The organism is Saccharospirillum sp. HFRX-2 (assembly GCF_043196805.1).
Lineage (GTDB): Bacteria > Pseudomonadota > Gammaproteobacteria > Pseudomonadales > Natronospirillaceae > Saccharospirillum.
The window spans coordinates 217,558-240,563 of record NZ_JBEBMU010000006.1 but is presented as its reverse complement, the minus strand read 5'-3'; the positions used below and the strand labels follow the sequence as shown (position 1 = coordinate 240,563).

The 23,006-nt window shown below is 56.0% G+C and carries 22 protein-coding genes; 16 read left to right on the top strand and 6 right to left on the bottom strand.

Features of this window, described 5'->3' with window-relative positions:
• Positions 1–13 precede the first annotated feature (13 nt).
• The 6 genes from ABMA60_RS13980 (at position 14) to ABMA60_RS13955 (ending at position 6,548) form a co-directional block, all read left to right on the top strand.
• Positions 14–469: a hypothetical protein gene (locus ABMA60_RS13980; protein WP_392804140.1), complete on the top strand. Its 456-nt coding sequence runs from the start codon at positions 14–16 to the stop codon at positions 467–469.
• Between the two features lie 636 nt (positions 470–1,105).
• Positions 1,106–3,484 carry an endopeptidase La gene (lon, locus tag ABMA60_RS13975; protein WP_392804138.1) on the top strand — a complete coding sequence of 793 codons (2,379 nt, stop codon included), beginning with the start codon at positions 1,106–1,108 and terminating at the stop codon, positions 3,482–3,484.
• 125 nt (positions 3,485–3,609) lie between these two features.
• Positions 3,610–4,167 carry a glycine zipper 2TM domain-containing protein gene (locus tag ABMA60_RS13970; protein ID WP_392804136.1) on the top strand — a complete coding sequence of 186 codons (558 nt, stop codon included), beginning with the start codon at positions 3,610–3,612 and terminating at the stop codon, positions 4,165–4,167.
• A gap of 22 nt (positions 4,168–4,189) precedes the next feature.
• Positions 4,190–4,486 carry a PepSY domain-containing protein gene (locus ABMA60_RS13965; RefSeq protein WP_392804134.1) on the top strand — a complete coding sequence of 99 codons (297 nt, stop codon included), beginning with the start codon at positions 4,190–4,192 and terminating at the stop codon, positions 4,484–4,486.
• Between the two features lie 33 nt (positions 4,487–4,519).
• Positions 4,520–5,197, top strand: a complete 678-nt coding sequence (locus ABMA60_RS13960; RefSeq protein ID WP_392804132.1) for a response regulator transcription factor — start codon at positions 4,520–4,522, stop codon at positions 5,195–5,197.
• A 40-nt stretch (positions 5,198–5,237) separates the two neighbouring features.
• Positions 5,238–6,548, top strand: a complete 1,311-nt coding sequence (locus ABMA60_RS13955; protein WP_392804130.1) for an ATP-binding protein — start codon at positions 5,238–5,240, stop codon at positions 6,546–6,548.
• Here ABMA60_RS13955 and ABMA60_RS13950 read toward each other — a convergent pair.
• Genes ABMA60_RS13950 through ABMA60_RS13940 form a run of 3 tightly spaced genes read right to left on the bottom strand, consistent with a single transcriptional unit; the run spans position 6,545 to position 7,832 of the window.
• The gene (locus tag ABMA60_RS13950) at positions 6,545–6,916 is read right to left on the bottom strand and encodes a hypothetical protein (protein ID WP_392804128.1); all 372 of its coding nucleotides are present in this window, start codon (positions 6,914–6,916) and stop codon (positions 6,545–6,547) included. The two genes, ABMA60_RS13955 and ABMA60_RS13950, sit on opposite strands and share 4 nt — an antisense overlap.
• Positions 6,913–7,608 carry a M48 family metallopeptidase gene (locus tag ABMA60_RS13945; protein ID WP_392804126.1) on the bottom strand — a complete coding sequence of 232 codons (696 nt, stop codon included), beginning with the start codon at positions 7,606–7,608 and terminating at the stop codon, positions 6,913–6,915. The genes ABMA60_RS13950 and ABMA60_RS13945 overlap by 4 nt, the downstream gene beginning before the upstream one ends.
• Positions 7,605–7,832: a DUF3820 family protein gene (locus ABMA60_RS13940; protein WP_392804124.1), complete on the bottom strand. Its 228-nt coding sequence runs from the start codon at positions 7,830–7,832 to the stop codon at positions 7,605–7,607. The genes ABMA60_RS13945 and ABMA60_RS13940 overlap by 4 nt, the downstream gene beginning before the upstream one ends.
• Positions 7,833–7,837: 5 nt before the next feature.
• On the opposite strand from ABMA60_RS13940, the gene ABMA60_RS13935 reads away from it, so the two are divergent.
• Positions 7,838–8,185 carry a DUF3024 domain-containing protein gene (locus tag ABMA60_RS13935; protein WP_392804122.1) on the top strand — a complete coding sequence of 116 codons (348 nt, stop codon included), beginning with the start codon at positions 7,838–7,840 and terminating at the stop codon, positions 8,183–8,185.
• On the opposite strand, the gene ABMA60_RS13930 is transcribed toward ABMA60_RS13935, so the two are convergent.
• Complete coding sequence (locus ABMA60_RS13930) at positions 8,158–9,288, bottom strand: MalY/PatB family protein (protein ID WP_392804120.1); 1,131 nt, start codon at positions 9,286–9,288, stop codon at positions 8,158–8,160. The genes ABMA60_RS13935 and ABMA60_RS13930 overlap by 28 nt on opposite strands.
• Before the next feature lie 124 nt (positions 9,289–9,412).
• Here ABMA60_RS13930 and tcdA point away from each other — a divergent pair, with 124 nt between their 5' ends.
• The 8 genes from tcdA (at position 9,413) to ABMA60_RS13890 (ending at position 18,797) form a co-directional block, all read left to right on the top strand.
• Positions 9,413–10,249 (top strand): tRNA cyclic N6-threonylcarbamoyladenosine(37) synthase TcdA, encoded by an 837-nt coding sequence (gene tcdA / locus ABMA60_RS13925; RefSeq protein WP_392804117.1) that lies wholly within the window; start codon positions 9,413–9,415, stop codon positions 10,247–10,249.
• Positions 10,250–10,349: 100 nt separating this feature from the next.
• Positions 10,350–10,853: a TIGR03546 family protein gene (locus tag ABMA60_RS13920; RefSeq protein WP_392804116.1), complete on the top strand. Its 504-nt coding sequence runs from the start codon at positions 10,350–10,352 to the stop codon at positions 10,851–10,853.
• Positions 10,854–10,865: 12 nt separating this feature from the next.
• Entirely contained in the window at positions 10,866–12,764 is a 1,899-nt protein-coding gene (locus tag ABMA60_RS13915; protein WP_392804115.1) for a TIGR03545 family protein, read from the top strand.
• Positions 12,765–12,817: 53 nt separating this feature from the next.
• Positions 12,818–13,633 (top strand): RluA family pseudouridine synthase, encoded by an 816-nt coding sequence (locus ABMA60_RS13910; protein WP_392804114.1) that lies wholly within the window; start codon positions 12,818–12,820, stop codon positions 13,631–13,633.
• Positions 13,634–13,829: 196 nt separating this feature from the next.
• Positions 13,830–14,834 (top strand): hypothetical protein, encoded by a 1,005-nt coding sequence (locus ABMA60_RS13905; RefSeq protein WP_392804112.1) that lies wholly within the window; start codon positions 13,830–13,832, stop codon positions 14,832–14,834.
• A gap of 228 nt (positions 14,835–15,062) precedes the next feature.
• Complete coding sequence (locus ABMA60_RS13900; protein WP_392804110.1) at positions 15,063–16,253, top strand: aromatic amino acid transaminase; 1,191 nt, start codon at positions 15,063–15,065, stop codon at positions 16,251–16,253.
• Positions 16,254–16,342: 89 nt separating this feature from the next.
• Positions 16,343–18,370 carry an excinuclease ABC subunit UvrB gene (gene uvrB / locus ABMA60_RS13895; protein WP_392804108.1) on the top strand — a complete coding sequence of 676 codons (2,028 nt, stop codon included), beginning with the start codon at positions 16,343–16,345 and terminating at the stop codon, positions 18,368–18,370.
• A gap of 22 nt (positions 18,371–18,392) precedes the next feature.
• A complete protein-coding gene (locus ABMA60_RS13890; protein WP_392804106.1) occupies positions 18,393–18,797 on the top strand; it encodes a DUF1801 domain-containing protein in 405 nt (134 codons plus the stop codon).
• Here the strand turns inward: ABMA60_RS13890 and ABMA60_RS13885 are convergent.
• Positions 18,777–19,466, bottom strand: a complete 690-nt coding sequence (locus tag ABMA60_RS13885) for a Sir2 family NAD-dependent protein deacetylase (protein WP_392804104.1) — start codon at positions 19,464–19,466, stop codon at positions 18,777–18,779. The two genes, ABMA60_RS13890 and ABMA60_RS13885, sit on opposite strands and share 21 nt — an antisense overlap.
• A gap of 123 nt (positions 19,467–19,589) precedes the next feature.
• On the opposite strand from ABMA60_RS13885, the gene ABMA60_RS13880 reads away from it, so the two are divergent.
• Positions 19,590–20,879 carry a hypothetical protein gene (locus tag ABMA60_RS13880; RefSeq protein WP_392804102.1) on the top strand — a complete coding sequence of 430 codons (1,290 nt, stop codon included), beginning with the start codon at positions 19,590–19,592 and terminating at the stop codon, positions 20,877–20,879.
• 93 nt (positions 20,880–20,972) lie between these two features.
• On the opposite strand, the gene ABMA60_RS13875 is transcribed toward ABMA60_RS13880, so the two are convergent.
• Positions 20,973–22,646, bottom strand: a complete 1,674-nt coding sequence (locus ABMA60_RS13875; RefSeq protein WP_392804100.1) for a hypothetical protein — start codon at positions 22,644–22,646, stop codon at positions 20,973–20,975.
• Positions 22,647–23,006 lie beyond the last annotated feature (360 nt).

Genomic DNA, 23,006 nt, shown 5'->3' with positions numbered 1-23,006 from the left:
CAGGAGACAGTGAATGCTAGACCCGGATCTGGATAAGAAAATTCAGGAACACGAAGCCAAGATCGAAGAGCTGCGCAAGCAGAAAGAAGCCCAGGCCAAGCGGATGGAAGGCTTCGATCAGTACCAGGAAGAAGTGCGTAAGTTGTTCGACGAGTACGGCATTTCTGAGTACGACATCTTCACGGCACGTTCCAAGGCGATCATTGAGTGGGTCAAGGCTCAGGGTAAGAAAGCTGACAAGCCGGAATTCTACGAAGAGCTGCAAGCCTACTTTGCGCGTGTCGGTGGCGTTAAAGGCGCTCGTAAGAAGGCTGCCAAAGCCGCTACTGGCCCGAAACTGGCCATCGGTACCTATGAAAACCCCAATACCGGTGAGCGCGTTGAGAAAAAACGTCGCAACCCGAAACCACTGGATGTCTGGATCGAAGAACACGGCATCGAGACCGTTCAGGGCTGGAAAGTCGACTGACATTCCGGGTTCCGATCAAAGCCGGCTTAATGCCGGCTTTTTTATGGTTTAAAAGTGATTTCCAGTGTCATAAAAGTTGACAGCCTTGACGCAATAGAGTGACAACTTTATGAACGATTACAAATTGATACAAACTTGGCGGGAGGGGTTACTTGAAGCCTTCTAAAAAAGGGTTTAGGCAATCTATCCCCAAGCTGAGACCTTGCTTAGTGGAACAGTGATTTTCCTCGATGAGTCAATACCGCATTGAATAGTTAGTGTACTGAAAAACTGTAACTCATTGATATTAAAAGAAAAATATAGTTAGGTTAAAATTTGATCAATTTATGGCAATACCGTGACCGCGGTGGTTGAGACCTGTTAAACCAGCTTTCTTCACAGAGATATCCACAGATTTTGTGGACACTCTTCGCTAGCCCTGATGGGCTCAGGGTTTTGTTAAATTTGTCGCCAGCGTCAAGTTGAAGGCGCGATTGAAACCCGGTGATTGGTGATCAAAATCGGGTCGAAATCAGGTCGAAAAATGACCTTGAGTCCGACTTTGGTGCGCAGCGTCGACAGCGATGACGATCAGCGATTGATTTGCCGCTCAGCGGTCCCCACTTTCGAGTCGACTTTGCAGTTGGACTCGAATGCATGACAGATCAAGATCCACACCAACCCGAAATTATCAGCCGCGGTTCTGCCCTGGTCCGCAGTGACGAACAACTCCCCGACAAGCTTTATCTGATACCGGTACAAAACCGACCTTATTTCCCCGCCCAGATCATGCCGATCATGGTGCAGGCGGACGCCTGGCGGGAAACCCTGGAGCGGGTCAGCAATACGCCGCACAAATTGCTCTGTCTGTTCCATATCGACGACTTTGACGCCCAGGCGATTCGCCGCGATCAACTGCCGCTGACCGGTACCGTAGTTCGGGTGCATCAAGTGCGTGAGCGCGATGGCGCCATTCACTTTTTAGCCGAAGGCCTGCGCCGTGTGCAGCTGCGCGCCTGGTTGTCGCGCAAGGCGCCTTATCTGCTGGAAGTGGCTTATCCGAGCGAGCCGGAGGAGCCGGAAAGCGAAGTACGCGCTTACGCATTGGCGTTGATCAGTGCGATCAAGGAACTGCTGCCGATCAATCCGCTCTATTCGGAAGAGTTGAAACAGTACCTGAATCGCTTTAGCCCCAACCAGCCATCACCTTTGGCGGATTTTGCAGCCGCCATCACCTCGGCCGAGACCGCAGCGCTTCAGGATGTGCTCGATACGCTGCCGTTGCTGGCGCGGATGGAAAAGGTGCTGGCGCTGCTGAAGCGCGAGCTGGAGGTGGCGCGCCTGCATCAGGAGATTAATGATCAGGTTAATGAAGAAATGTCGCGGCATCAGCGCGAATTCTTCTTACGCGAGCAGCTGAAATATATCCAGAAAGAACTGGGTATCAGCAAGGACGACCGGCAGAGCGATGCCGATGAGTTTCGTGAGCGCCTGGACGGCAAGACCGTGCCTGTTGATGCTATGAAGCGCATCGACGAAGAGCTGCACAAGCTGTCCATTCTGGAAGCCGGTTCGCCTGAATACGGCGTGACCCGGAATTATCTCGACTGGGCGACGCAGATTCCCTGGGGTCAGTACAGCGAAGACAAGCTGGACTTGCAGCGCGCGCGCAAGGTATTGGACAAGCATCATTCCGGTCTGGCGGACGTTAAAGATCGCATTCTCGAATTCCTTGCGGTTGGTGCTTACAAAGGCGAAATCGCCGGTTCTATTGTGCTGTTAGTGGGCCCGCCCGGGGTGGGTAAAACCTCGATTGGCCGGGCGGTGGCCGATAGCCTGGGACGGCCCTTCTATCGTTTCAGTCTGGGTGGTATGCGCGATGAGGCGGAGATTAAAGGTCATCGCCGTACCTATATCGGTGCCATGCCGGGTAAGTTTGTGCAGGCGTTAAAAGACGTCGAGGTGATGAACCCGGTCATCATGCTCGATGAAATCGATAAGATCGGTGCGTCCTACCAGGGCGATCCTGCGTCTGCTTTGCTGGAAACGCTCGACCCGGAGCAGAACAGTCAGTTTCTGGATCATTACCTGGATATGCGTCTGGACCTGTCGAAGGTGCTCTTTGTGTGTACTGCTAACCAGCTCGACACCATTCCGCCGGCCCTGCTCGACCGCATGGATGTGATTCGTTTGTCCGGTTACCTGGCCGAAGAAAAGCTCGATATCGCCAGCCGTCATCTGTGGCCGCGTCAGTTAGAGCGCGCCGGTGTCGATAAAAAGCAGTTGAAGATCAGCCGCAAGGCGCTGCGTCAGGTGATCGAAGGTTATGCGCGCGAAGCCGGGGTGCGCAATCTGGAAAAACAACTGGCCAAGATCATCCGCAAGTCGGTGGTGCGTTTGCTTGAGGAGCCGCAGTCCAGTATCCAGATTCAGCCGGAAGACTTGCCGGACTTACTGGGCACACAGCTGTTCCGGCGCGAGAAGCGACTCAAGGGTGTTGGTGTGGTGACCGGCCTGGCCTGGACCTCAATGGGTGGCGCTACCTTGCCGATCGAAGTGACCCGGGTGCACGACTATCAGCGTGGCCTGAAGCTGACCGGCAAGCTGGGCGAGGTGATGCGTGAATCCGCTGAAATTGCCTACAGCTTTGTGGTCGCCAATGCCCAACGCTACGGCGGTAATGCTGAGCTGTTCAAGCAAAGCCTGATTCACGTGCACGTACCCGAAGGCGCCACCCCCAAAGATGGTCCCAGTGCCGGTGTGACGCTGTCGACCGCCTTGCTCAGCCTGGCGTTAAACAAGGCGCCGCCGGCGGGGTTGGCGATGACCGGCGAAATCACCCTGACTGGCGAAGTGCTGGCGGTCGGTGGCATTCGCGAGAAAGTCATCGCAGCGCGACGTCAGGGCATTCGCAAGTTGATTCTGCCTGAGCCGAATCGTGGCGATTTCGACGAGTTGCCGGATTACTTGAAGAAGGGTTTGACGGTGACCTTCGCCGATCACTTTGATCAGGTGGCGCAGGGCGTCTTTGGCTAAGCCAAGCCGGTCTCTCTCTGTCTTAACCCTGGTTCAAACGGTTCAGCCAGGGTTAAGACCGGCGCCACTAAGGTGTGCGTCAGAAACACAGAAACCGGGTTAATCCGGAGATGCTGGAGACGCACATGAACACCATCCGTTTGTTGACTGTGACCTTGGCACTGAGTGTCAGCACTGCCGCCCTGGCAGATTACTACCACGAAGATCGCCACTACAGCGACCGCCAGCATTTCTATGCCGATGGCCGGGTGGTGTACGCCGAACCCATCTATGAAACCTATTATTACCGCGACAGCGGCTCGCGTTATGAAATCTGTCGTACCCGCGATGTCGAGGTCGATCGTTATACCCGCAATAACGGCAACCCGGGTGCGGCCATTATCGGTGGTGCGCTGGGTGCGACCGTGGGTTCTAATGCCGGCCACTCGCCTGAGTCGCAGATTTTTGGTGCCATCGCCGGGGGCATTATTGGTGGCGCCATCGGTAACGAGCTGGGCGGCGATAAAGAAACGGTGGTGCGCTACCGCACCGAACGCCAATGCGAAGTTGAATACCGCCATCATCGTCGTGAGTTGATAGGCTATGAAGTTCGCTATCGGTACAATGGTCGAGAATTCACTACCATCATGGATCGTCATCCCGGCCGCTATGTTCAATTGGAGGTCGAGGTGACGCCCAGATAATAACCATGAGGCACACCCACCCATGTTGAGGTTGCTCGGGCTAACCCTGGCCACCGCCGTCTATACCTTCATGCTGGCCTTGCCGGTCAGCGCCGCCAACCATCCCTGCACCGGTGCCGCTTTGCCGTTAACCACGGAAGGCGCCGTCGTTCAGGCGGCTGAATGCCTTTATGGCGGTCGAGTGGTTAAGGTGGAGCGCGCCGGCAGTGGCAGCAATTGGGTCTATCGACTGCGAATTTTGCTGGAAGGCGGCCGGGTCCGTTCTGTCGATTTTGATCCCGCCAGCGGTCAGCCCGTCAATCCGTCGGACCGGCCCTGATCACTCCAGGCCAGCTCACACCAGGAGAGAACGATGCGCTTATTGATCGTCGAAGATGAAGCCGGTCTGCGCGACCATCTGCAGCAAGGCTTTAAGAAAGAAGGCTTTGCCGTTGATTGCAGTGTCGATGGGCGTGATGGCCTCTTTATGGCGCGAGAGCATGATTACGATGCGGCCATCATCGATCTGGGACTGCCCGAGCTCGATGGCATCGAACTGATCAAGCAAGCGCGAGCCGCCGGCCGCGGTTTTCCCATTCTGATTCTGACCGCGCGCGGCCATTGGCAGGATAAAGTGACTGGCCTCGAAGCTGGCGCCGATGATTATCTGGCCAAGCCTTTTGTCTTTGCTGAGTTGTTGGCGCGCATTAAAGCACTGGTGCGGCGCAGCGTTGGTATGGCGTCGCCGTCCTTGAGTATTGGTATCTATGAACTGGATACCGCCAGCAAAACGCTCAGTGTCGATGGGCAATCCGTCGATTTAACCAGCTTTGAATACAACACTCTGGAATACCTGATGTTGCACCGCGACAAGGTGGTGTCCAAAGCGGAGCTGACCGACCATCTTTATGAGCAGGATTTTGATCGCGACAGCAACGTGATCGAAGTCTTTATCCGCCGGCTGCGCAAAAAGCTCGACCCCGAAGGCGAGCGCAATCCCATCCTGACCCAAAGAGGTCTCGGTTATCGCTTTAACGCTGATGCCAGCTAAGCGAAGCCGTCCCACCTTTTCGCTGCGCCGGCGCCTGCTGGTGTCAGCAACCGTCGTCTTACTGTTGTTTCTCGGCATTACCGGCCTGGCGCTGGACCGAGCCGTGGAACGCAGTCTGGTGACCGGGCAATCGGAACGCCTGTTTCTGCGCGTGCTCAATCTGCTGGCCGAATCGGAATTGAACGGCAATGAGTTCTGGTTGCCGACTTACCTCGCCGAAGAACGCTACAACTCACCGGAATCCGGTCTGGTGGCGCTGGTGTTGAATGAACAGCGGCAGGTTGTCTGGGAGAGCTTATCCAGTCAATGGTTCGAGCAACTCGACTGGGTTCGGTCCCAGGCCAATGTGGCGCCCGGTCAGGAAGAGTTCGGTGATCACGGCGGCTACGTTTACGAGCGTTACGCCGTGCTCTGGGAGGGTGTCGATGGTGACACTCCGCGCTTTGAGTTCTGGGTGTTGGAAGATGCGGCTCCATTGCAGCAGACCTTACGCGCCTTTCGCAATCAGCTCTGGGGCGGGCTGGGCGCGGTGACGCTGGCGCTGTTGGTGACGCTATGGCTGGTGGCGCGTTGGGGGCTGGCACCACTGCGTCAGGTGGCCTTGCATCTGCAGCGCATTCGCAGCGGTGAAGCGCGCCGACTGGACGGTCGCTACCCCAGCGAATTAACGCCGCTGACCGATAACCTGAACCGTCTGTTGGAAGCCGAACAGGGCCAGCGCGATCGTTATCGTCAGGCCATGGCTGATCTGGCGCACAGTCTGAAAACGCCGCTGGCGGTAATGCGCACCCTGGATCCGGGCGATGTCGAAGAACTGAACGAACAGATAGTGCGCATGGATCAGATTGTTCGATATCAGCTGCAGCGGGCGGTCACCGAGGCGCGTTCCGGGCCGGTACTGGGGCAACGAGTCGATCTGGGTGAGGCCCTGGTTCGGGTTGGCCGGGCGCTGGAGAAGGCGTTCGCTAACAACGACAAGGTACTCGACCTGCCCGATATCGAATCCTGGCCGGTGGCCATGGATGCCAACGATTTGCTGGAAGTCCTGGGTAACCTGCTAGAAAACGGCTTTAAATACAGTCGTTCGGTGATCACCGTTTCGGTCAGTCGCGAAAGCGCCTTTCCTGATCGCTGGTGTGTGGATATCGACGACGATGGCCCTGGCATTTCACCCCAGGCGCGCGAACAGGTGTTAGACCGCCATCAGCGCCTGGATACCTTGCAGCCGGGGCAGGGCATTGGCCTGGCCATGGTGCGCGATATTCTTGCCAGTTACGGCCTAAGCCTGAGCATCGATACCAGTCCTTTCGGCGGCGCCCGCTTTCGCCTCTATTTGCCTGTGGCCGCCTAGCGGATCTGGGTCCAGTAAAAAACCACCGATAGCAGTATCAACACCAGCAGCAACCACAGATTGCGGTTCTTGCCATCCTGGCGCCGGCGCGAGCGATAACGGTTCAACAGAAACGCCGAGACCGACAGGCTGATGCAGCCGATCAGCGCTACCGGCATCCACGGCAACACGCTTTGCATCCACTCGGTGCGCATCTCCAATTGGTGATAGCGCACCACGCCGGTGTTCATTTCCGGCTTGGCAATCCACCACAAACACTGAAAGCCGAGCAGGGCAATCCAGGCGGAGACGTTGGAAATGTGCAGCAAGCGCATCCAGATATCGGGCTTACGACGTTGACGACGATCAACAGGCGGTTCCTGGTTCATAACTGCAAACGGTGTCCGTTTTCGTGCAGCCAGCGGCGTTCGCTCTTCCAACTGGGATGGCTGCGATTGACTTCAGCCCAGAACGCCGGGCCATGATGCGGGTGGAGCAAATGAGCGGTTTCATGCGCCACCAGATAATCAACAACGCGCTCCGGTGCCAGCATAATCAGCCAATTGTACTGAATGCGGCCTTCGGCGGTGCAATGTCCCCACTTGGTTCGGGTGCGGCGCAGGCGGATGTCGAGCAGCCGGTCCGACCAGCCCCGGGCGGCGAGCAGTTGTTCGGTTTTCTGCGTCAGTATGTGCCGCGCCTGTGCCTTATAAAAGTCGGCCAGCAGGCTGTGCACGCTGTCTTTATCGAGATCGGCGACATCCAACTGCAGGCTGTCACCGAGCTGCTGCCATTGCGCTTTACGACCGGGGCGCAGCAGCAGTTGTAATTGTTGATCCATCAGCGGGCAAAACGCTGCCTGTGAAAAATCCGGCCGTTCGTCACTGCGTTGGCGCTGATGTTCGCGAACCTTGTTGATCCACTCGGCCCGGCTGTCGACAAAGGCCAGCACTTCGGCCGAGCGGGTACGGTTGGGCAGGCGCAGTTCGACCTGACCATCACGGACGTGCAGCGCCAGCGTTTTGCGCTTGGAGCGACGAATGGGAATCTGCTCACCACGCCAACTGAGCACTTCGGTCATCGCGACGGGTTTTCCATCAGCGGGGTAATCAGCGATTCCAGGCCTTCACTGCGGATCAGCAGCGCCAGTGCCATCAACTGACCCAGGCGACCGGCCGGCCAGCCTTTGCCCTGAAACCACAGCAAATACTCTTCGGGCAGGCGAATCAGCGGACGTCCGCTATATTTGCCAAAGGGCATGGTGGTTCGTGCCAGTTCGATCAGATCTTGTTGTTGGAAGGACATGCTGTGTGAGTGCCTCTTTGGAAAATCCCGTGACCTTGCCGGAATTCGTTCGCAGGCAGGCCGAGCAAGGTCTGGCGCGGTTTCTGGAACGTCGGCGTCGGGATGTCGAACTGACCGGTCAATTATATAAAACAGCGCTGGTGATTCAGCAAACCACGCCGCATCCGTTAACGCGTGAAACGGTGACGCTGCCCATCGCGTTGTTGAACTGGCGTGAGGATCGCTGGCGGCTGTACTTTCGCGGTACCCGTGGACGCTGGCTCAGAGTGCCCGACAGTCCGGAGCTGAGTCGGCCCGAGCCATTACTCGATGCGGTTGAAGACGATCAGCTTGGCATCTTCTGGCGCCAATAATCATCCAGTCGCTTAATCGCCTCTTCCAGTGTTGCCGCATCGGTACCGAAGTTCAGTCGTACTGCCCGATCATTGCCAAAGTCGCGGCCATCACTGGGCATAACGCCCGCCGCAACAAAATGCCGCATGGCTTCTCCCGGTGCAAAATCGGATTCAATCCACGCCAGGAACGTCGCCGGTTGCGGCCGGTAACGCAGGCCGGGCAGGGCGTTGATCGCTTCTGCCAGACGGTCGCGGTTATCGCGTAATTGCAGCCGCAGTGCATCCAACCAGGGTTTGCCCCCGGTGAAAGCCGCTTCGGCCGCAAAATAGCCTGGGAAAGAAGGGTGCGGTAGTAGGTCCTGCCCGGTTTTCTGGTATCGACTGCGCAGCTGGGCACTGGGCACGATGGCAAATGAACAGCCGAGGCCGGCGACGTTAAAGGTCTTGCTGGCGGCCATTAGCGTCAGGCTGTTATCGCGCACAGCATCCACTGAGCCGGCCGGGCAATGCTGGCCGCCGTCCAGACGCAGATCGCAATGAATCTCATCGGAACAGAGCACCACCTGGTGGGCCTGGCACAGTTGCGCCAGACGCTCCAGATCGTTGCGCTCGAGCGCGGTGCCGTGCGGATTCATGGGGTTGCACAGAATCATCAGATGGCAGTCCGGATGCGCCAGTTCCGTGGTCAGCTGTTGCCAGTCCCAGATCCAGCGCTCGCCATCGAAGTGCACCGATAAGGGGACGGGCGTGCAGTCGCGATGCTTGGCTGCTGCCCGTAACGGCGGATAATTCGGTTCCTGCACAATAACGCGGCCACCTTGGGCGAAGGCCTGGATCGCCAAGTTGAAACTGGGCACCACGCCCGGCATCCATAAAATCCAATCCGGCTCAATAGCCCAGTCGTATTCCTGGGCGCACCAGTTGACCACGGCCTGATTCAATTCCGGCCAGGGATGAGTGTAACCGTGCACCGGGTTACTGAAGCGTTGCTCCAGCGCTTGTTGCACCGTTGGCGCGGTGGCCAGGTCCATATCGGCGACCCACATGGGCAGCACCGGTTGGTCGCGGTAGCGTTCGAGTTTAATGGCGTGAGTATTGCGACGATCGACAGCGTTAAACATGGCAGGATCTATTGAGGTTTGGCGGCATGCTGCCGCAAGGCGGCAAAACTGGCAAGTTCTGGCGGTGCTTCTGCTACAATGCGCGCCGTTTTTATCAGGCTCGGTAAGGTGAGGTAACAGGCAGATGAGCAGTGATCGTTTTGGCGGCACCCAGCGCTTATACGGACGCGACCAGACGAGCTATTTGCAGCAACGTCATGTGGTTGTGGTCGGTCTTGGCGGTGTCGGCAGTTGGGCGGCCGAGGCCCTGGCGCGCACCGCTGTGGGTCGCATTACGCTGATCGATCTGGACGATGTCTGTGTCTCCAACACCAACCGCCAATCGCACGCCCTGGAAGGCAACATCGGCCGCATGAAAGTCGATGTTATGGCCGAGCGCTTACGGGCTATTAATCCAGCGATTGAGGTGGAGGCGATCAGCGATTTTCTGACGCCGGACAACCTGATTCGTTACCTGGACCCGGCACCGGATGCGGTGCTCGATGCCATCGACAGCGTACGCGTCAAAGCGGCGCTGATTAACTTCTGCAAGCGCCGCCGCATTAGTCTGGTCACCACCGGTGGTGCTGGCGGGCAGATCGATCCGTTGCAGATCAAGGTCGACGATCTCAGTCGCACTATTCAGGACCCTTTAGCCGCACGCACCCGTCAATTGCTGCGCCGCGAATACGGCTTCAGTCGCAACGCCAAACGCAAGTTCGGTATCGAGTGCGTCTATTCCACCGAACAGTTGCGCTACCCACAGGCTGATGGCGAGGTCTGCGCGGCAAAGCCGAGCGACGGCGACAGCGTGCGGCTCGATTGCGCCACCGGCTTTGGCGCTTCGATGATGGTAACGGCAAGCTTCGGTATGGTCGCTGCCAGCCGGATCGTGGATCGTTTATTACGCAAGCAAACGCAACACAGTGATGTCGCGAACACGACTGAACAAAAGGTGAATCTCAGCACGACGGCCGGCTGACGTGCTGCCCCGGTCGGGATACACTGCGCTGTGATGTTTGCCTTTTTAAGGCGGTTATTTTGCTAGCCGCTAAGACGCTTCTAAGACCTGAGGTCCATCCATGCTGACCCTGTTGCTGAAAATTCTGCGTGCTTTAAATTCCGAGGCCGGCCCCTGGCAGATTTCCTTTGCCGCCGGCCTGGCGTTGATCATCGGCCTGACGCCGGTGTTGTCGATGCACAATGCCCTGATCCTGCTGTTTGCCTTTATCTTCCGCGTCAATCTCGCCACCTTTTTTGCGCTCTGGGCCATCTTCTCCGGCTTCGCTTATTTGCTCGATCCGCTGTTTGATCAGTTGGGTTACGCCTGGCTGATGGCGCCCAGCTGGAGCGATTTCTGGACTGGCCTCTATCAGAATGACTTCTGGCAACTGACCCGTTTTAACCACACCGTCACGCTGGGCAGTCTGGTGATCTCGGTGCTGCTGTTTGTGCCGGTCGTGCTGTTGTTCCGTTACAGCGTAGTGGGTTACCGCGCCAAGCTGATGCCGTCGCTGGAGCGCCTGAAAATTGTCCAGGCGCTGAAGGCCAGCAAACTCTATGACCTCTATCAGAAACTGCCATAAGGAATCGCTGAGATGAAAGTATTTCGCTGGAGCGGTTTGATCGGTTTTGTGGCGGTCCTGGCGCTGTTGCTGGTGATTGGATTTTTCTTTATTGATAACTGGATCAAAGCCGGTATAGAAGCCGGCGGTACGCGCATCAATGGCGCCGAAGTGAACGTTGGTGATGTTGATCTGACCTTCAGCCCGATTGGTTTCAAACTCGAAAACCTGCGCATCACCGATGTCGATGAACCGACCAAGAACCTGTTCGAACTCGATGAGGCGCGGCTGCAGTTGCGTCTGGCGCCGTTGTTTTTCGGCCGCATCAACATCGAAGCGATGATTGTTGATGGCATGCGTTCAGGTACCGAACGCCGCCGCCCGGGACGGGTGTTGCGGCAAGCCGAAGCGACTAACACCGACAGTAGCAACAGCACCAATAACACCGATACAACCGCAGCTGCTGCGCCGGCAACGGCTGACGCCGGCGGTGCTTCACCGGCATCGAGTCGTACCAATGCCGGCGGCGAAACCGCCAGCGTTGCCAATGCGTCCTCGGGTTCTTCTTTGCCAGACCCGACGCAGGTGGCGTTGTCGAATCTTGAGCAGACCCGCACAGCGGTCAGCCGGGCCCAGACCCAAATGCAAACCGCCAGCGACAATGTCTCCTCAGCGTTGGATGCCTTACCCGACGACGCCAGCCTGGACGATTACGATCGCCGTCTGGATGCATTGGGCGAGCGGCGTCTCGACAGTATCGAGGCAGTACGCCGTACCCGGGACGATTTGAATGCACTGGCCGAACAGGCCGCCCGCGATCAACTCAGTGTCGCCAATGCGCGTCAGGCCGCGCGCGATGCGGTGCAGACCGCCGAGGATGCGCTTGCAGATGTCAGCGCAGCACCGGCACGAGACTGGAGCGCACTGAAAGAGAAGTACCCGCTGAATGCGGCCACCGCGACGCGCTTTGGCCGCATGCTGCTCGGCGACGAGATTTTCGATCAGGTTGAGCAAATCCAGGACTGGTATGAACAGGCGTCCCCCTGGTTGGCACGGCTGGCTCCGGAACCTAACGAAGACGGCCCACAACGCCTCGATGGTCGTTACGTGCGCTTCCCACATCCCAATCCGGCGCCAGACTTCATGTTGCGCGAAGCGCTGATCGGTTTTGAAGCCGACGGCCAACCCTGGCGCATCCAATTGCTGGATGTGACCGGTCAGCAAAGCATGACTGGCCGGCCGGTACGCATCGAAATCGTTAAAGGCGATCTGGACGATCCGCGCCTGCGCATTGCCGGCGTGCTCGACCGCCGTGGCGACAGCGTCCACGACCGCTTCGAATTATTCGGTCGTGATCTGGGGTTGGGCGACCGCCGTGTTGCGGTAGCCGATGCGCAACTGGACTGGGTGCCGGGCCGTACCGATCTGTCGGGTACGGTCGATGTCATCGATGGCGAACTGGATGGCAATTTGGCACTGCGATTCAGTGACAGCAACTTTGCGGCCGGTGGCAACAGCCGTACCACAGCGTTATTGAACCAGGCCTTGGGCAGCGTCAGTTCTTTCGATATGGGCATCGCCATCGACGGCACTGTGCGTCGGCCGCAGCTGTCGTTAACATCCGATCTCGATAATCAATTGAACCAGGCGCTGAGCCGTGTCGTACGCGAAGAATACGACCGCTGGCTGGCACAAAGCCGCGCCAGCATCGACGCCGAAGCGGCGCAGTTGCGGGCGCCGCTTGACGAGCGTTTGGCCGAGGTGCGCGCCGAGCGCGATAGAGTCCAGGCGCAGGCTGACGAATTCCAGGCTGAAGTGACCGATCGCATCGAATCCGAGCGTGATCGTTTGCAGCAACGGCTGCGGCGTTTGGAATCGCAAGCCGAAGACGCCATTAAAGATCAAATCAAAAAACTCGACCTGCCGTTTTAACTTCGGCGGGTCCTTTTAAGGCGGCCCAGGCCGCCAGTGAGAAAACACCTGTTATGCAGATAGACCTGGTACTGGAAGTTGAAGACAGCGACGCCTTGATCGCCATCGACTTTCTGGTCGACAACATTGAGCTGTCCAAGTCCAAGCTTAAGGACATGATGAACAAGGGCGCCGTCTGGCATGTCGATGGCAAAAAGGGCAAGCGTCGTCGGCTGCGCCGGGCGATGACCGACATCGTGCCTGGCGATCGTTTTGAAGTCTTTTACGACGAAGAATTGTTGGCGATCAAACCGCCATTGCCACGATTGATCGCCGATGAATCGCATTATTCCGTTTGGGACAAACCACCGGGCGTGCTCAGCCAGGGCACCGACTGGGGCGATCATGCTGCCCTGCCGCGTCTGGTCGAGCTGTATTTCACGCCGCGCCGGGAAGTGTTTCTGATTCATCGTCTCGACCGCGAAGCGTCCGGTCTGATGATTCTCGCGCACAGCCGCAAAGCCGCCGCGCAGCTGTCGGAGTTGTTCGCCTCCGGCAGCGCTGTGACCAAGCGTTATCGCGTGGAAGTGTTGGGCGATATAAAAGACGAAGGGGTGATCAACAGCGAAATAGAGGGAAAGTCAGCCCTGACTCGATTTAAGAAACTGAAATACGAAGCAGAACCGAACCGATCGACTTTGGATGTGTGGATTGAGACTGGCCGAAAACATCAGATTCGACGTCACTTTGACGGCATCGGCCATCCCGTTATCGGTGATCCCCGCTATGGAGAGGGTAATAAGAGTAATGAAGGGATGAAGCTCAAGGCGGTCGAAATGTCTTTTGATTGTCCCGTCACCGCCAAACACCAGCGGTTTTCCTTGTTGTAAGAGTTGCCCGAGTGCGCCCGGAACCAGGGCGCGTCTTTAATAAGGCGGACTTCAGGTTACAGATCCATAGGTGTGTTTATTACGATAGCTCCGTTATTACTCGTTAGACTCATCACAGCCTGAGCATCGGGCTGCTGGTAAGATTCGTGATCAATAACACTCAATAGATAAGCGACGTTAACAAGCGGAACAGTGCATGGATAAAAAAACAATCATGGTCCATCCATTAATAAGTGGGAATCCCTATATAAGAATTCTCTACGATTCAATGGGTGAATATGATTATGAGGGTTTTTATTCCAGCCGGCTTGGATTCCTCTTTAATGGTGCACGAGTGCTTCATATCCATTGGATGGATGACTTTATTTCGGGCGGTGTTGTAAAAGGTTTTCTGCGGATGATTCGCCTTTTAGTGGTGGCCTTGGTCATCCGTTTAAGGGGCGGTTTGGTGATATGGACATTGCATAATTCGGTCAGCTATACCCACAACCGTCGTCACAGGGTGTATGCGCGCTGGCTGGGGTATTTGTTACAGGTTTTCGTTAATTACATCATTGTGCATTCTGATTACCAAAGGGAGCACATAAAAAAGAGATTTCGTAAGAAAGCAGTTACGGTTCTGCACCATAACTACTTGTCAGATATTGCATTACATTTAAATCCAGACATTCAGAATGACGACGACAACAGCGTTTTGTATTTCGGGATGATCTCAGAATACAAAGGCGTAGACAGGCTGGTTGATGCTTATAACAAGTCCCAACGCCGGCGAAAGCTGGAAGTGTGTGGTTTTTGTGAACCTTCTTATGGTGAATGTCTCATTCAGTCAGATAGCAGTCGCTCCATCAGCTTTGATTTTGGTTGGTTTTCAGATGAACAGCTGTATCAAAAAATCATCGGCGCTGGCGTGATTGTATTGCCGCACGTCAGTATCACTAATTCAGGCTCGCTTTATTTGGCGTTGTCGCTGAGAAAAACAGTGATCATCAGGCGCAGTCAGTTAGTGGAGGAGACCCTGCAGAAATGGCCGGATCTCGCTCAAGCAATCTATACGTTCGATCATGACGATCAGTTGCGGCAGTTATTGGATGCCGTTGAGGTGATACAGGATGCCTCCTGTTTCGACTCCTTTATTCAAGATACGTCGATTGACAAAGTCAGGCAGTCGTACCTTGAGCTGTATGCACAGGGAACTGGTTGATCGTCCGATCGGATATTTGAACGGCGCTTGAGGGGTGACGAGTGTTTGCTCAGCCCGAGCTATAACGAACCGTGACAGCGGTTGAAATGTCCTCCAAGTGCCCAATACCTCTAGCTGGTTGCGGTTTTTGCCGTTGCGAGTGCAACGTGCGCGTAGTCCACGGTTTGGGCACGCGCTATACTCAAGAACCCAACTGTCATCCACTGACTGAAAAGGAAGCCCGCCTCCATGTTTGAACGCGTAAGCGCCGCCCCGGCCGATCCGATCCTGGGTCTGAACGAATCCTTTGCTGCCGACCCCCGGCCCGACAAGGTTAATTTGGGCGTCGGTGTGTTCATGAATGACGATGGCGTGACGCCGATTCTCGATACCGTTAAGCAAGCTGAAGCGCGCTTGGTGAAAGAAGAAACCACCAAGAGCTATCTGGCCATTTCCGGTGACGGTGAATACGGCCGCCAGGTTCAGGCACTGCTGTTCGGACAGAGCAATCCCATTATCACCGAGCAACGGGCGCGCACCGCTCAAACTCCGGGCGGAACCGGCGCCCTGCGTTTGGCGGCGGACTTTTTGAAAACTCAGTTGGGTGTGAACACCATTCACGTCAGCGATCCAACCTGGGCCAACCATGGCAACATCTTTAAAAGTTCGGGTCTGAATATCGCGACTTACCGTTACTACAACGCCGCCGACTACAGCCTGGACTTCGACGGCATGCTTGCCGATCTGGCCAAAGTACCGGCTGGCGATGCGGTGATGCTGCACGGTTGCTGTCACAACCCGACCGGTGTCGACCCCAGTGCTGAGCAGTGGGAACAACTGGCCGATGTTGCTGCCCAACGTGGCTTTGCGGTGCTGTTCGATTTCGCCTATCAAGGTTTTGCCAAAGGCATGGATGAAGACGCTGCCGGTTTGCGCGCCTTCGCCAAGAAAGTCCCGGAACTGTTGGTGGCGTCGTCGTTCTCCAAAAACTTTGGTCTCTATAACGAGCGCGTTGGTGCCATGACACTGGTGGCAACGAACAGCGACACCGCCGAGTCAGCCTTCAGCCAGGTCAAAACGCTGGCCCGAGGCAATTACTCCAACCCGCCGGCACATGGTGCCAAGGTGGTGGCGACCATTCTGACTGACGATAAGTTACGCAGCGCCTGGATTCAGGAAGTGGCCGACATGCGCGACCATATTCAGCAACTGCGTGACCTGATGGTTGCCAAGCTGAGTGAACGCGGCGCCAAGCGTGATTTCAGTTTTATCAGTCGCCAGAACGGCATGTTTTCCTTTACCGGTTTAACGCCGGAACAGGTCAAAACCCTGAAAGAAGAGCATGGCCTTTATATGGTGGGCAGTGGCCGCATTAACGTCGCTGGCATGTCACGCTCTAATATCGATGCCGTCTGTGACGCCATCGTCGCCGTACTGTGACGACTGGGTTCGTCCGCTAAACGCCAGACCCGGCTGGTCGTCCTGACCGGCCGGCCTAGTTTTCCGTCAGTCATCTTCAGGAAGTCGCCATGAAGCCGTTTAAGGTGCATTCCAAATATCAGCCGGCGGGCGATCAGCCCAAGGCCATCGAGCAACTGGTGACCGGACTGGAAGCCGGCCTGACCGCCCAGACGCTGCTCGGTGTCACCGGTTCCGGTAAGACCTACACCATGGCCAAGGTGATTGAAGCGGCGCAGCGCCCTACCATTGTTATGGCGCACAACAAAACACTGGCCGCGCAACTTTATTCCGAGTTCCGCGAATTCCTGCCGGAAAATGCCGTCGAGTATTTCGTTTCCTATTACGACTACTACCAGCCCGAAGCCTATGTGCCGTCCTCGGATACCTTTATCGATAAGGATTCGTCGGTTAACGAACACATCGAGCAGATGCGTTTGTCGGCCACCAAGGCGTTGCTGGAACGTCGCGATACATTGATCGTCGCCACCGTTTCGGCCATCTATGGTTTGGGTTCGCCTGAATCCTATTTGAAGATGATGCTGCATCTGAAAAAAGGCGACTCGGTGGATCAGCGGTTTATTCTGCGCCGCTTGGCGGAACTGCAATACAAGCGCAATGACGTCGATTTTGGCCGGGGCACTTATCGGGTGCGCGGTGACATTATTGATGTGTATCCGGCTGAATCTGAAATGGAAGCGGTGCGCATTGAATTGTTCGACGAAGAAGTGGAGCAACTCAGTCTGTTCGATCCACTGACCGGTGAATTACTTAGCAAACTGACGCGCACCACCATCTACCCGAAAACGCACTACGTCACACCGCGTGAAACCATTGTCAAAGCCATCGAAGAGATTGAAACCGAACTCGGCGAACGGCTGAAAGTTCTCGAAAAAGACAATCGGTTGGTCGAAGCGCAGCGTCTGGAACAACGCACCCGTTACGATCTGGAAATGATGCGCGAGCTGGGTTATTGCACCGGCATCGAAAACTACTCGCGCTTTCTATCCGGCCGTGGTCCTGGTCAGCCGCCACCGACCTTGTATGAATATCTGCCCGACGATGCCTTGATGTTTATCGACGAAAGCCACGTCTCCATTCCGCAGATTGGCGCCATGTACAAAGGCGACCGGTCGCGCAAAGAAACTCTGGTTGAGTACGGTTTCCGTCTGCCGTCGGCGCTCGATAACCGGCCGCTGAAATTCGAAGAATGGGAACGCTTGGCGCCCCAGGCAATTTATGTATCGGCGACGCCGGCCAAGTACGAAGCCGAACACAGTCAGCAAACGGTTGAGCAGGTGGTGCGTCCGACCGGTCTGGTCGATCCGCTCGTTGAAGTACGGCCGGCCTCCACTCAGGTCGATGATTTACTGTCGGAAATTCATAAGCGCATCCAGCTTGGCGAACGCACGCTGGTGACCACCTTGACCAAGCGCATGGCCGAGGATTTAACCGATTATCTGGCCGAAAATGGCATCAAGGTGCGCTATCTGCATTCGGATATCGACACCGTCGAGCGCGTCGAAATTATCCGTGATCTGCGCTTGGGTGAGTTCGATGTGCTTGTCGGTATTAACCTGCTGCGTGAAGGTCTGGATATGCCGGAAGTGTCGCTGGTGGCGATTCTGGACGCCGATAAAGAAGGCTTCCTGCGCAGTGATCGTTCGCTGATTCAGACCATCGGTCGTGCCGCCCGTAACCTCAACGGCACCGCCATTCTTTATGGCGATAACATGACCGGTTCGATGCGGCGTGCCATCGAGGAAACCGAACGTCGCCGCGAAAAACAGATCGCTCACAACGAAGCCAATGGCATCACGCCGCAAGCCTTGCAAAAAGACGTTCAGGATATTCTCGACAGCGCCATCACACCGGGAGCACCCGGCCGTAAAGGTAAGATGGCCAGCCGTCGGCAAAAAGTTGAACGCATCAACGCCGAAGAGAAAAGTTACGCTACCATGTCACCGGCGGAACTGTCGAAAGAAATTATACGACTGGAAGATGAGATGCATCGCGCCGCCAAAGACATGGCCTTTGAAAAAGCTGCGGCTTTACGCGATGAGATGATCGAGGCCAAAGACCTGTTGAAAGTCGTTTAGCCCAACCGAGGGAGGTTTTGCCATGACACCGGACGTCGCTGAACATTTTAAAACCTATCCGCCTGCCGCGCGTGATTGTCTGCACCAGGTGCGGCAATTAATCATCGAGGTTGCCAGCGAACAGCAGTTGGGCGCCGTCGAAGAAACGCTCAAATGGGGTGAACCCAGTTATAAGGTGGCCGGTGGCAGCCCGGTGCGTTTTGATTGGAAACCCAAACAGCCCGAGCAGTGCGCTGTGTATTTTGTCTGTACCACTCGCTTGGTGGAAACCTTTCGCGAAGTCTATAGCGCCGAGCTGAAGTTTGAAGGTAAGCGCGCCATTTTACTCGATCCCCAAAAGCCCTTACCCGAGGCGGCATTACGTCACTGCATCGATATGGCGTTGCGCTATCAACAGTTGAAACATCTACCTCTGCTCGGCGCTTAACCATTGTTCGACCAAGTCAGGCAGACACTCATCTGCATTACCCAGTATTAACTCAAAGCCGGAATGCACTGGCACCGGTTCAGCATTGATGATGACCTTGGTGGCCTTGTCAGCGGCCAGTGTTAACAAGGACGCGGCCGGTTGCACCGTCAGCGAAGTGCCCACGACCAAGACTTTATCGGCTGCCGCCATCGCCACTTCCGCTTCCGAAAACCCCAATACCGATTCGCCAAACCAGACCACATCCGGCCGCCATTGACCGCCATCGGCCGCGCGTTCATTCAGATCGACCGCCTCGCCATGCATCCAGCGTTTATTGCTGGCATCCGCCGTTGAACGAACCCGGTCGAGCACACCGTGCAGATGGATAACGGCACTGCTGCCCGCACGTTCGTGCAGGTCGTCGACATTCTGGGTAATGATCTGCACTGGGTAACGCGATTCCAGGCGGGCGATGGCGCGATGTGCCGCTGTCGGCTGCGCCTTCCAGGCCAGGGCGCGGCGCTCATTATAAAACTCGGTCACCAATTGGGTGTTGGTTTGCCAGGCTTGGGGCGTTGCCAGCGTCAGCGGATCGTGTTGGCGCCATAGGCCGTCTGCTCCTCGAAAGGTGGCCAGGCCCGCACCGGCGCTGAGGCCGCTGCCTGAGAAAACGACGATAGGTTGCATAGCGTTCCTGAATGAAAATGACGATGCTAAAGCCTGGCGCTGATCGAAAATGGGTTCAAGTTTTCTTGAGTTCCGCCGATGCCCCTCTCGAAGGGTTAAAATGCGCCCACCGCAGGGATATGAATGATGGCCGTTGTCGGTGACCACTTCGACAGCCTCGCAGCTCAGCTGGATTTCAGCCGTTTAAGTCGGCCGCAGCCGCAGTCGGTTGAGTCAGCCGATGAGCCGCCTGCAACTGCAAAGCGCACCTTAGGAACCGTTTTGGGTGTCAGTATGACGCTTGAATCCGGGGCCGAGGTGAGCTTTAACGTGCGCGAGGGAATCGCCGGGAAGCTGGTTGATTTTACGCTGGAAAGTTCACAGCCGCTGTCGGGAAAAGAACAGCAGGTTTTTGCCCGGGTTATCGAAGACCTGGCGACTGCCATTGATCAATTGTTCAGTGGTAAGGCCGCCGGTCAAACGGATCTCTTCCAATCCATCAGCGATCGCTCCATCAGTGATTTGGAGATCAGCGCGAGCCAGCAGACAGGGATGCTCAGTCAGCAGTTAACGCTGCAGCAGCAAACCATGAGCAACGGCGAAAAGCGCTTATCGGCCGATTGGCAGCAAGCTGATCTGGATTCGGGTATTGAGGATCGCCACGGTTTCAAACTGAGTAAAAAACCCGGTGTTGTTGCGCAAACCTATGGCCAGGTGGGCACCAACTGGCTGGAGGCAAAGCTGGCCGCTGCGACGAGCGTAATGGGTAATACTCAGAATTTGGCGGGTGGTTTGCAATCGCAAACCTTAAGCAGCTTCTATGGTTCCGGATTAAACGCTCTGCTGCAGGTGGCTAACGACAGCATCCGGGCGCTTGAAGATATTGGCGCCAGCCGGGACCAGGCTCAGGGCGTCGTAGGGCGCACCGTTTCCGCGTTAAGTCAGCACACTCAAACACAGCCGATGTCATCCGGTTCATTGTCGATGCCCGATTTCGATGCGGCCTTTACTTCGAATCGGAAAAAAGACGCTCGTGAAATAGGCCCTGGTACTTATCAGTTAACCATCAGTCTGTCTCAACAGAGCCGGGAAAGTTCCGATGCAGATTCCGATGCTCAGTACCTAAGCCAGCGACGCACTTTGGAGATGAGCTACCGCACGGCAACGGAAGAGCAAACCTTATCGCTCAATTGGAGCAGTGAGGAGAGCCAACGTTATAAGCTGACCAATGGCCAGATTAATTCCAGCGGTCGTCAGCGCGAGGAACTTTTAGAGTGGATCATTGACGATGCCAATGGTCGTTCCAGTGGTCGTGAGCATATATCGCAGCGCGACTTTAACGTCTACGGCGGTCAATCTCCTGGCTCACCACTCATGCAACTGGACCGGTTCGATGACAGCCAGGAAGGGCAGGGGTTGAGTCATTACGTCTGATGGGCGTGCGTTAATTCAAGCGCTCAACCGTTCGATGGTTCCTACACGAATAGCCCGTTAAACGACGGCCTAAAACCTCCGCATCATCGCAATTTAATAAAGATAAGCCGCGCCGATTTCATCGCCGGAGCGATCACTCTGGTCGCTTTGAATACCGGTTGTTAAGCCGCTTTGCGCCCACATTCCCACAACTAATTGTTCACCGTCTGCACTGAGATCAATGCTGGGCTGGGTGTGGTAACCGAAGCCGCCATCTCCGGTCCGGTTATTGCTGGCTTTTACGTAAGCCTGTTCGGCCCAAAGGCTATTGTCGTGTCGATAGATATAAACCGCACCGGAACCGCCGGCGCTGTTGTTGTGTTGGGAGTTGCTTGAGCCATGAACTCCGGCTGTGACGCTGGACTCTTCTTTGGCGACCACCGCCAGCCACTGGCCATTACCACTGAGTCTGACGCCGATGCCGAAATGGTCACCATTGTCGGCATTTCCTGCTTTGATAAAGGCTTGTTCGCTCCAGCCAGTGCCGGTTCGAGCGTACAGATAGACGGCACCGGAGTAGTAGCGATTAGGGCCACTGCCGGAACTGGGGTGCTGATGCACGCCGACCAGATTAGTCTCTTCGTCTTTCGCCCCGACAGCCAGGACATCGCCATCGTCATCCAGGCTGACACTGGCACCAAAGAGCGCCTGTTGCTTGGCATTGCTGGCCTTAATATAGGCCTCTTCGGTCCATCCGGCGCCGTTGTGGTAGTAGACATAGGCTGCCCCGGAATTAAATTCGCTGCCGGTATCCCCCGCACCGGGAAAGGTGGCGCTGACGCCGGTCGCATCGTTATCTTCCTGCATGGCACCGACCACCAGTCTTGCGCCATCACCGCTCAGGCTGACACTGCGTCCGAACCAGGCACTGTGAGCATTGCTGGCTTTGATGTAGGTGTCTTCGGTCCATTCGCTGCCGTCGTAGCGATAGACGTAGGCGGCGCCGGAACCTGGTTGACCACCGACATCGCTCGCAGCGGGGAAGCTGGTGTTAATGCCGCGAGCATCGTTGTTTTCCGAATAAGAGCCGACGACCAGACGGTTACCATCAGCGCTTAAATCGATGGCGTTACCAAAGTAAGTGGATGCGGCAGTATTGCTGGCTTTGATATAAGCCTGCTCTGACCAGCTTGTGCCACTGCGGCTGAATACATAGGCGGCGCCTGAAAGCAGCGCACCGCTGCCACTAACCCCGGATTGAGAGGCATGAATACCAGTGGCTGAGCTGTTATCGGTGCGAGACCCAACCGCAAGCCGGTTGCCATCTGTGCTGAAGGCCAGGGCGGATGCCGGGTTCCGTAAACTGATTTTTTCTTGTTGCTGCCACTGCCCGGGCGTGGCTTCCACAAAGATATGGAGGTAATTCCCACCGGCAACAGCCATGGTTTTGCCATCGCCACTGAGCGCCACAGCTTGCCCAAAGTGGTATTCGAACGGCACCAGAACATCGGGTTTGAAATAACCCACGCCCGTGGCGAGATTCCCGGAAACGTACGTCGCCCGGCTATCACTGCAACCGTCTGAGTTACAGCGTTGCAGAATGTATTGGGCGTTAGCGCGGGCGTGCAGGGCAACGTCCATAACAAAGGTTTCAGTACCTGCCGGAATATCACCACTGACGTTTGTAAACCCGGATCGACCATCCGGATTTTCCAGAATGCGGTAATGGGTAACGTCATCACTGGCAGGCCAGTCAAAACGGAACTGCTTAATAGGCTCAACGGTCAAGCTGGGGCCGGGCGAACCGTTAGGGGAAGGGGAGCAGGCAGACAAAAGAACCAGGGTGCTGACACCAGCGAGCAACAACGGGGACTTGTTAAACGAGAAATTCACGAACGCCTCAACATCAATCATTGAACGAAATCGTCGAGGGATCCGGCTCAACCTTGTACGGGACCTGGCTGGATATCGACCGATCAAACTCTCCTTATAAAAGGCGCGGTCAATATGAGGCATTGCCCAGGAAAAAGCGTGATGCAAATCACAAAAAATAGTCTTTTATGCCAGAAGAGTCGTCTTTTGGTGAGCTTTGATCTTTAAGATTATTTGATTGGGCTAGTTAGGTGCTACCAATTTGCCTAGGCCATA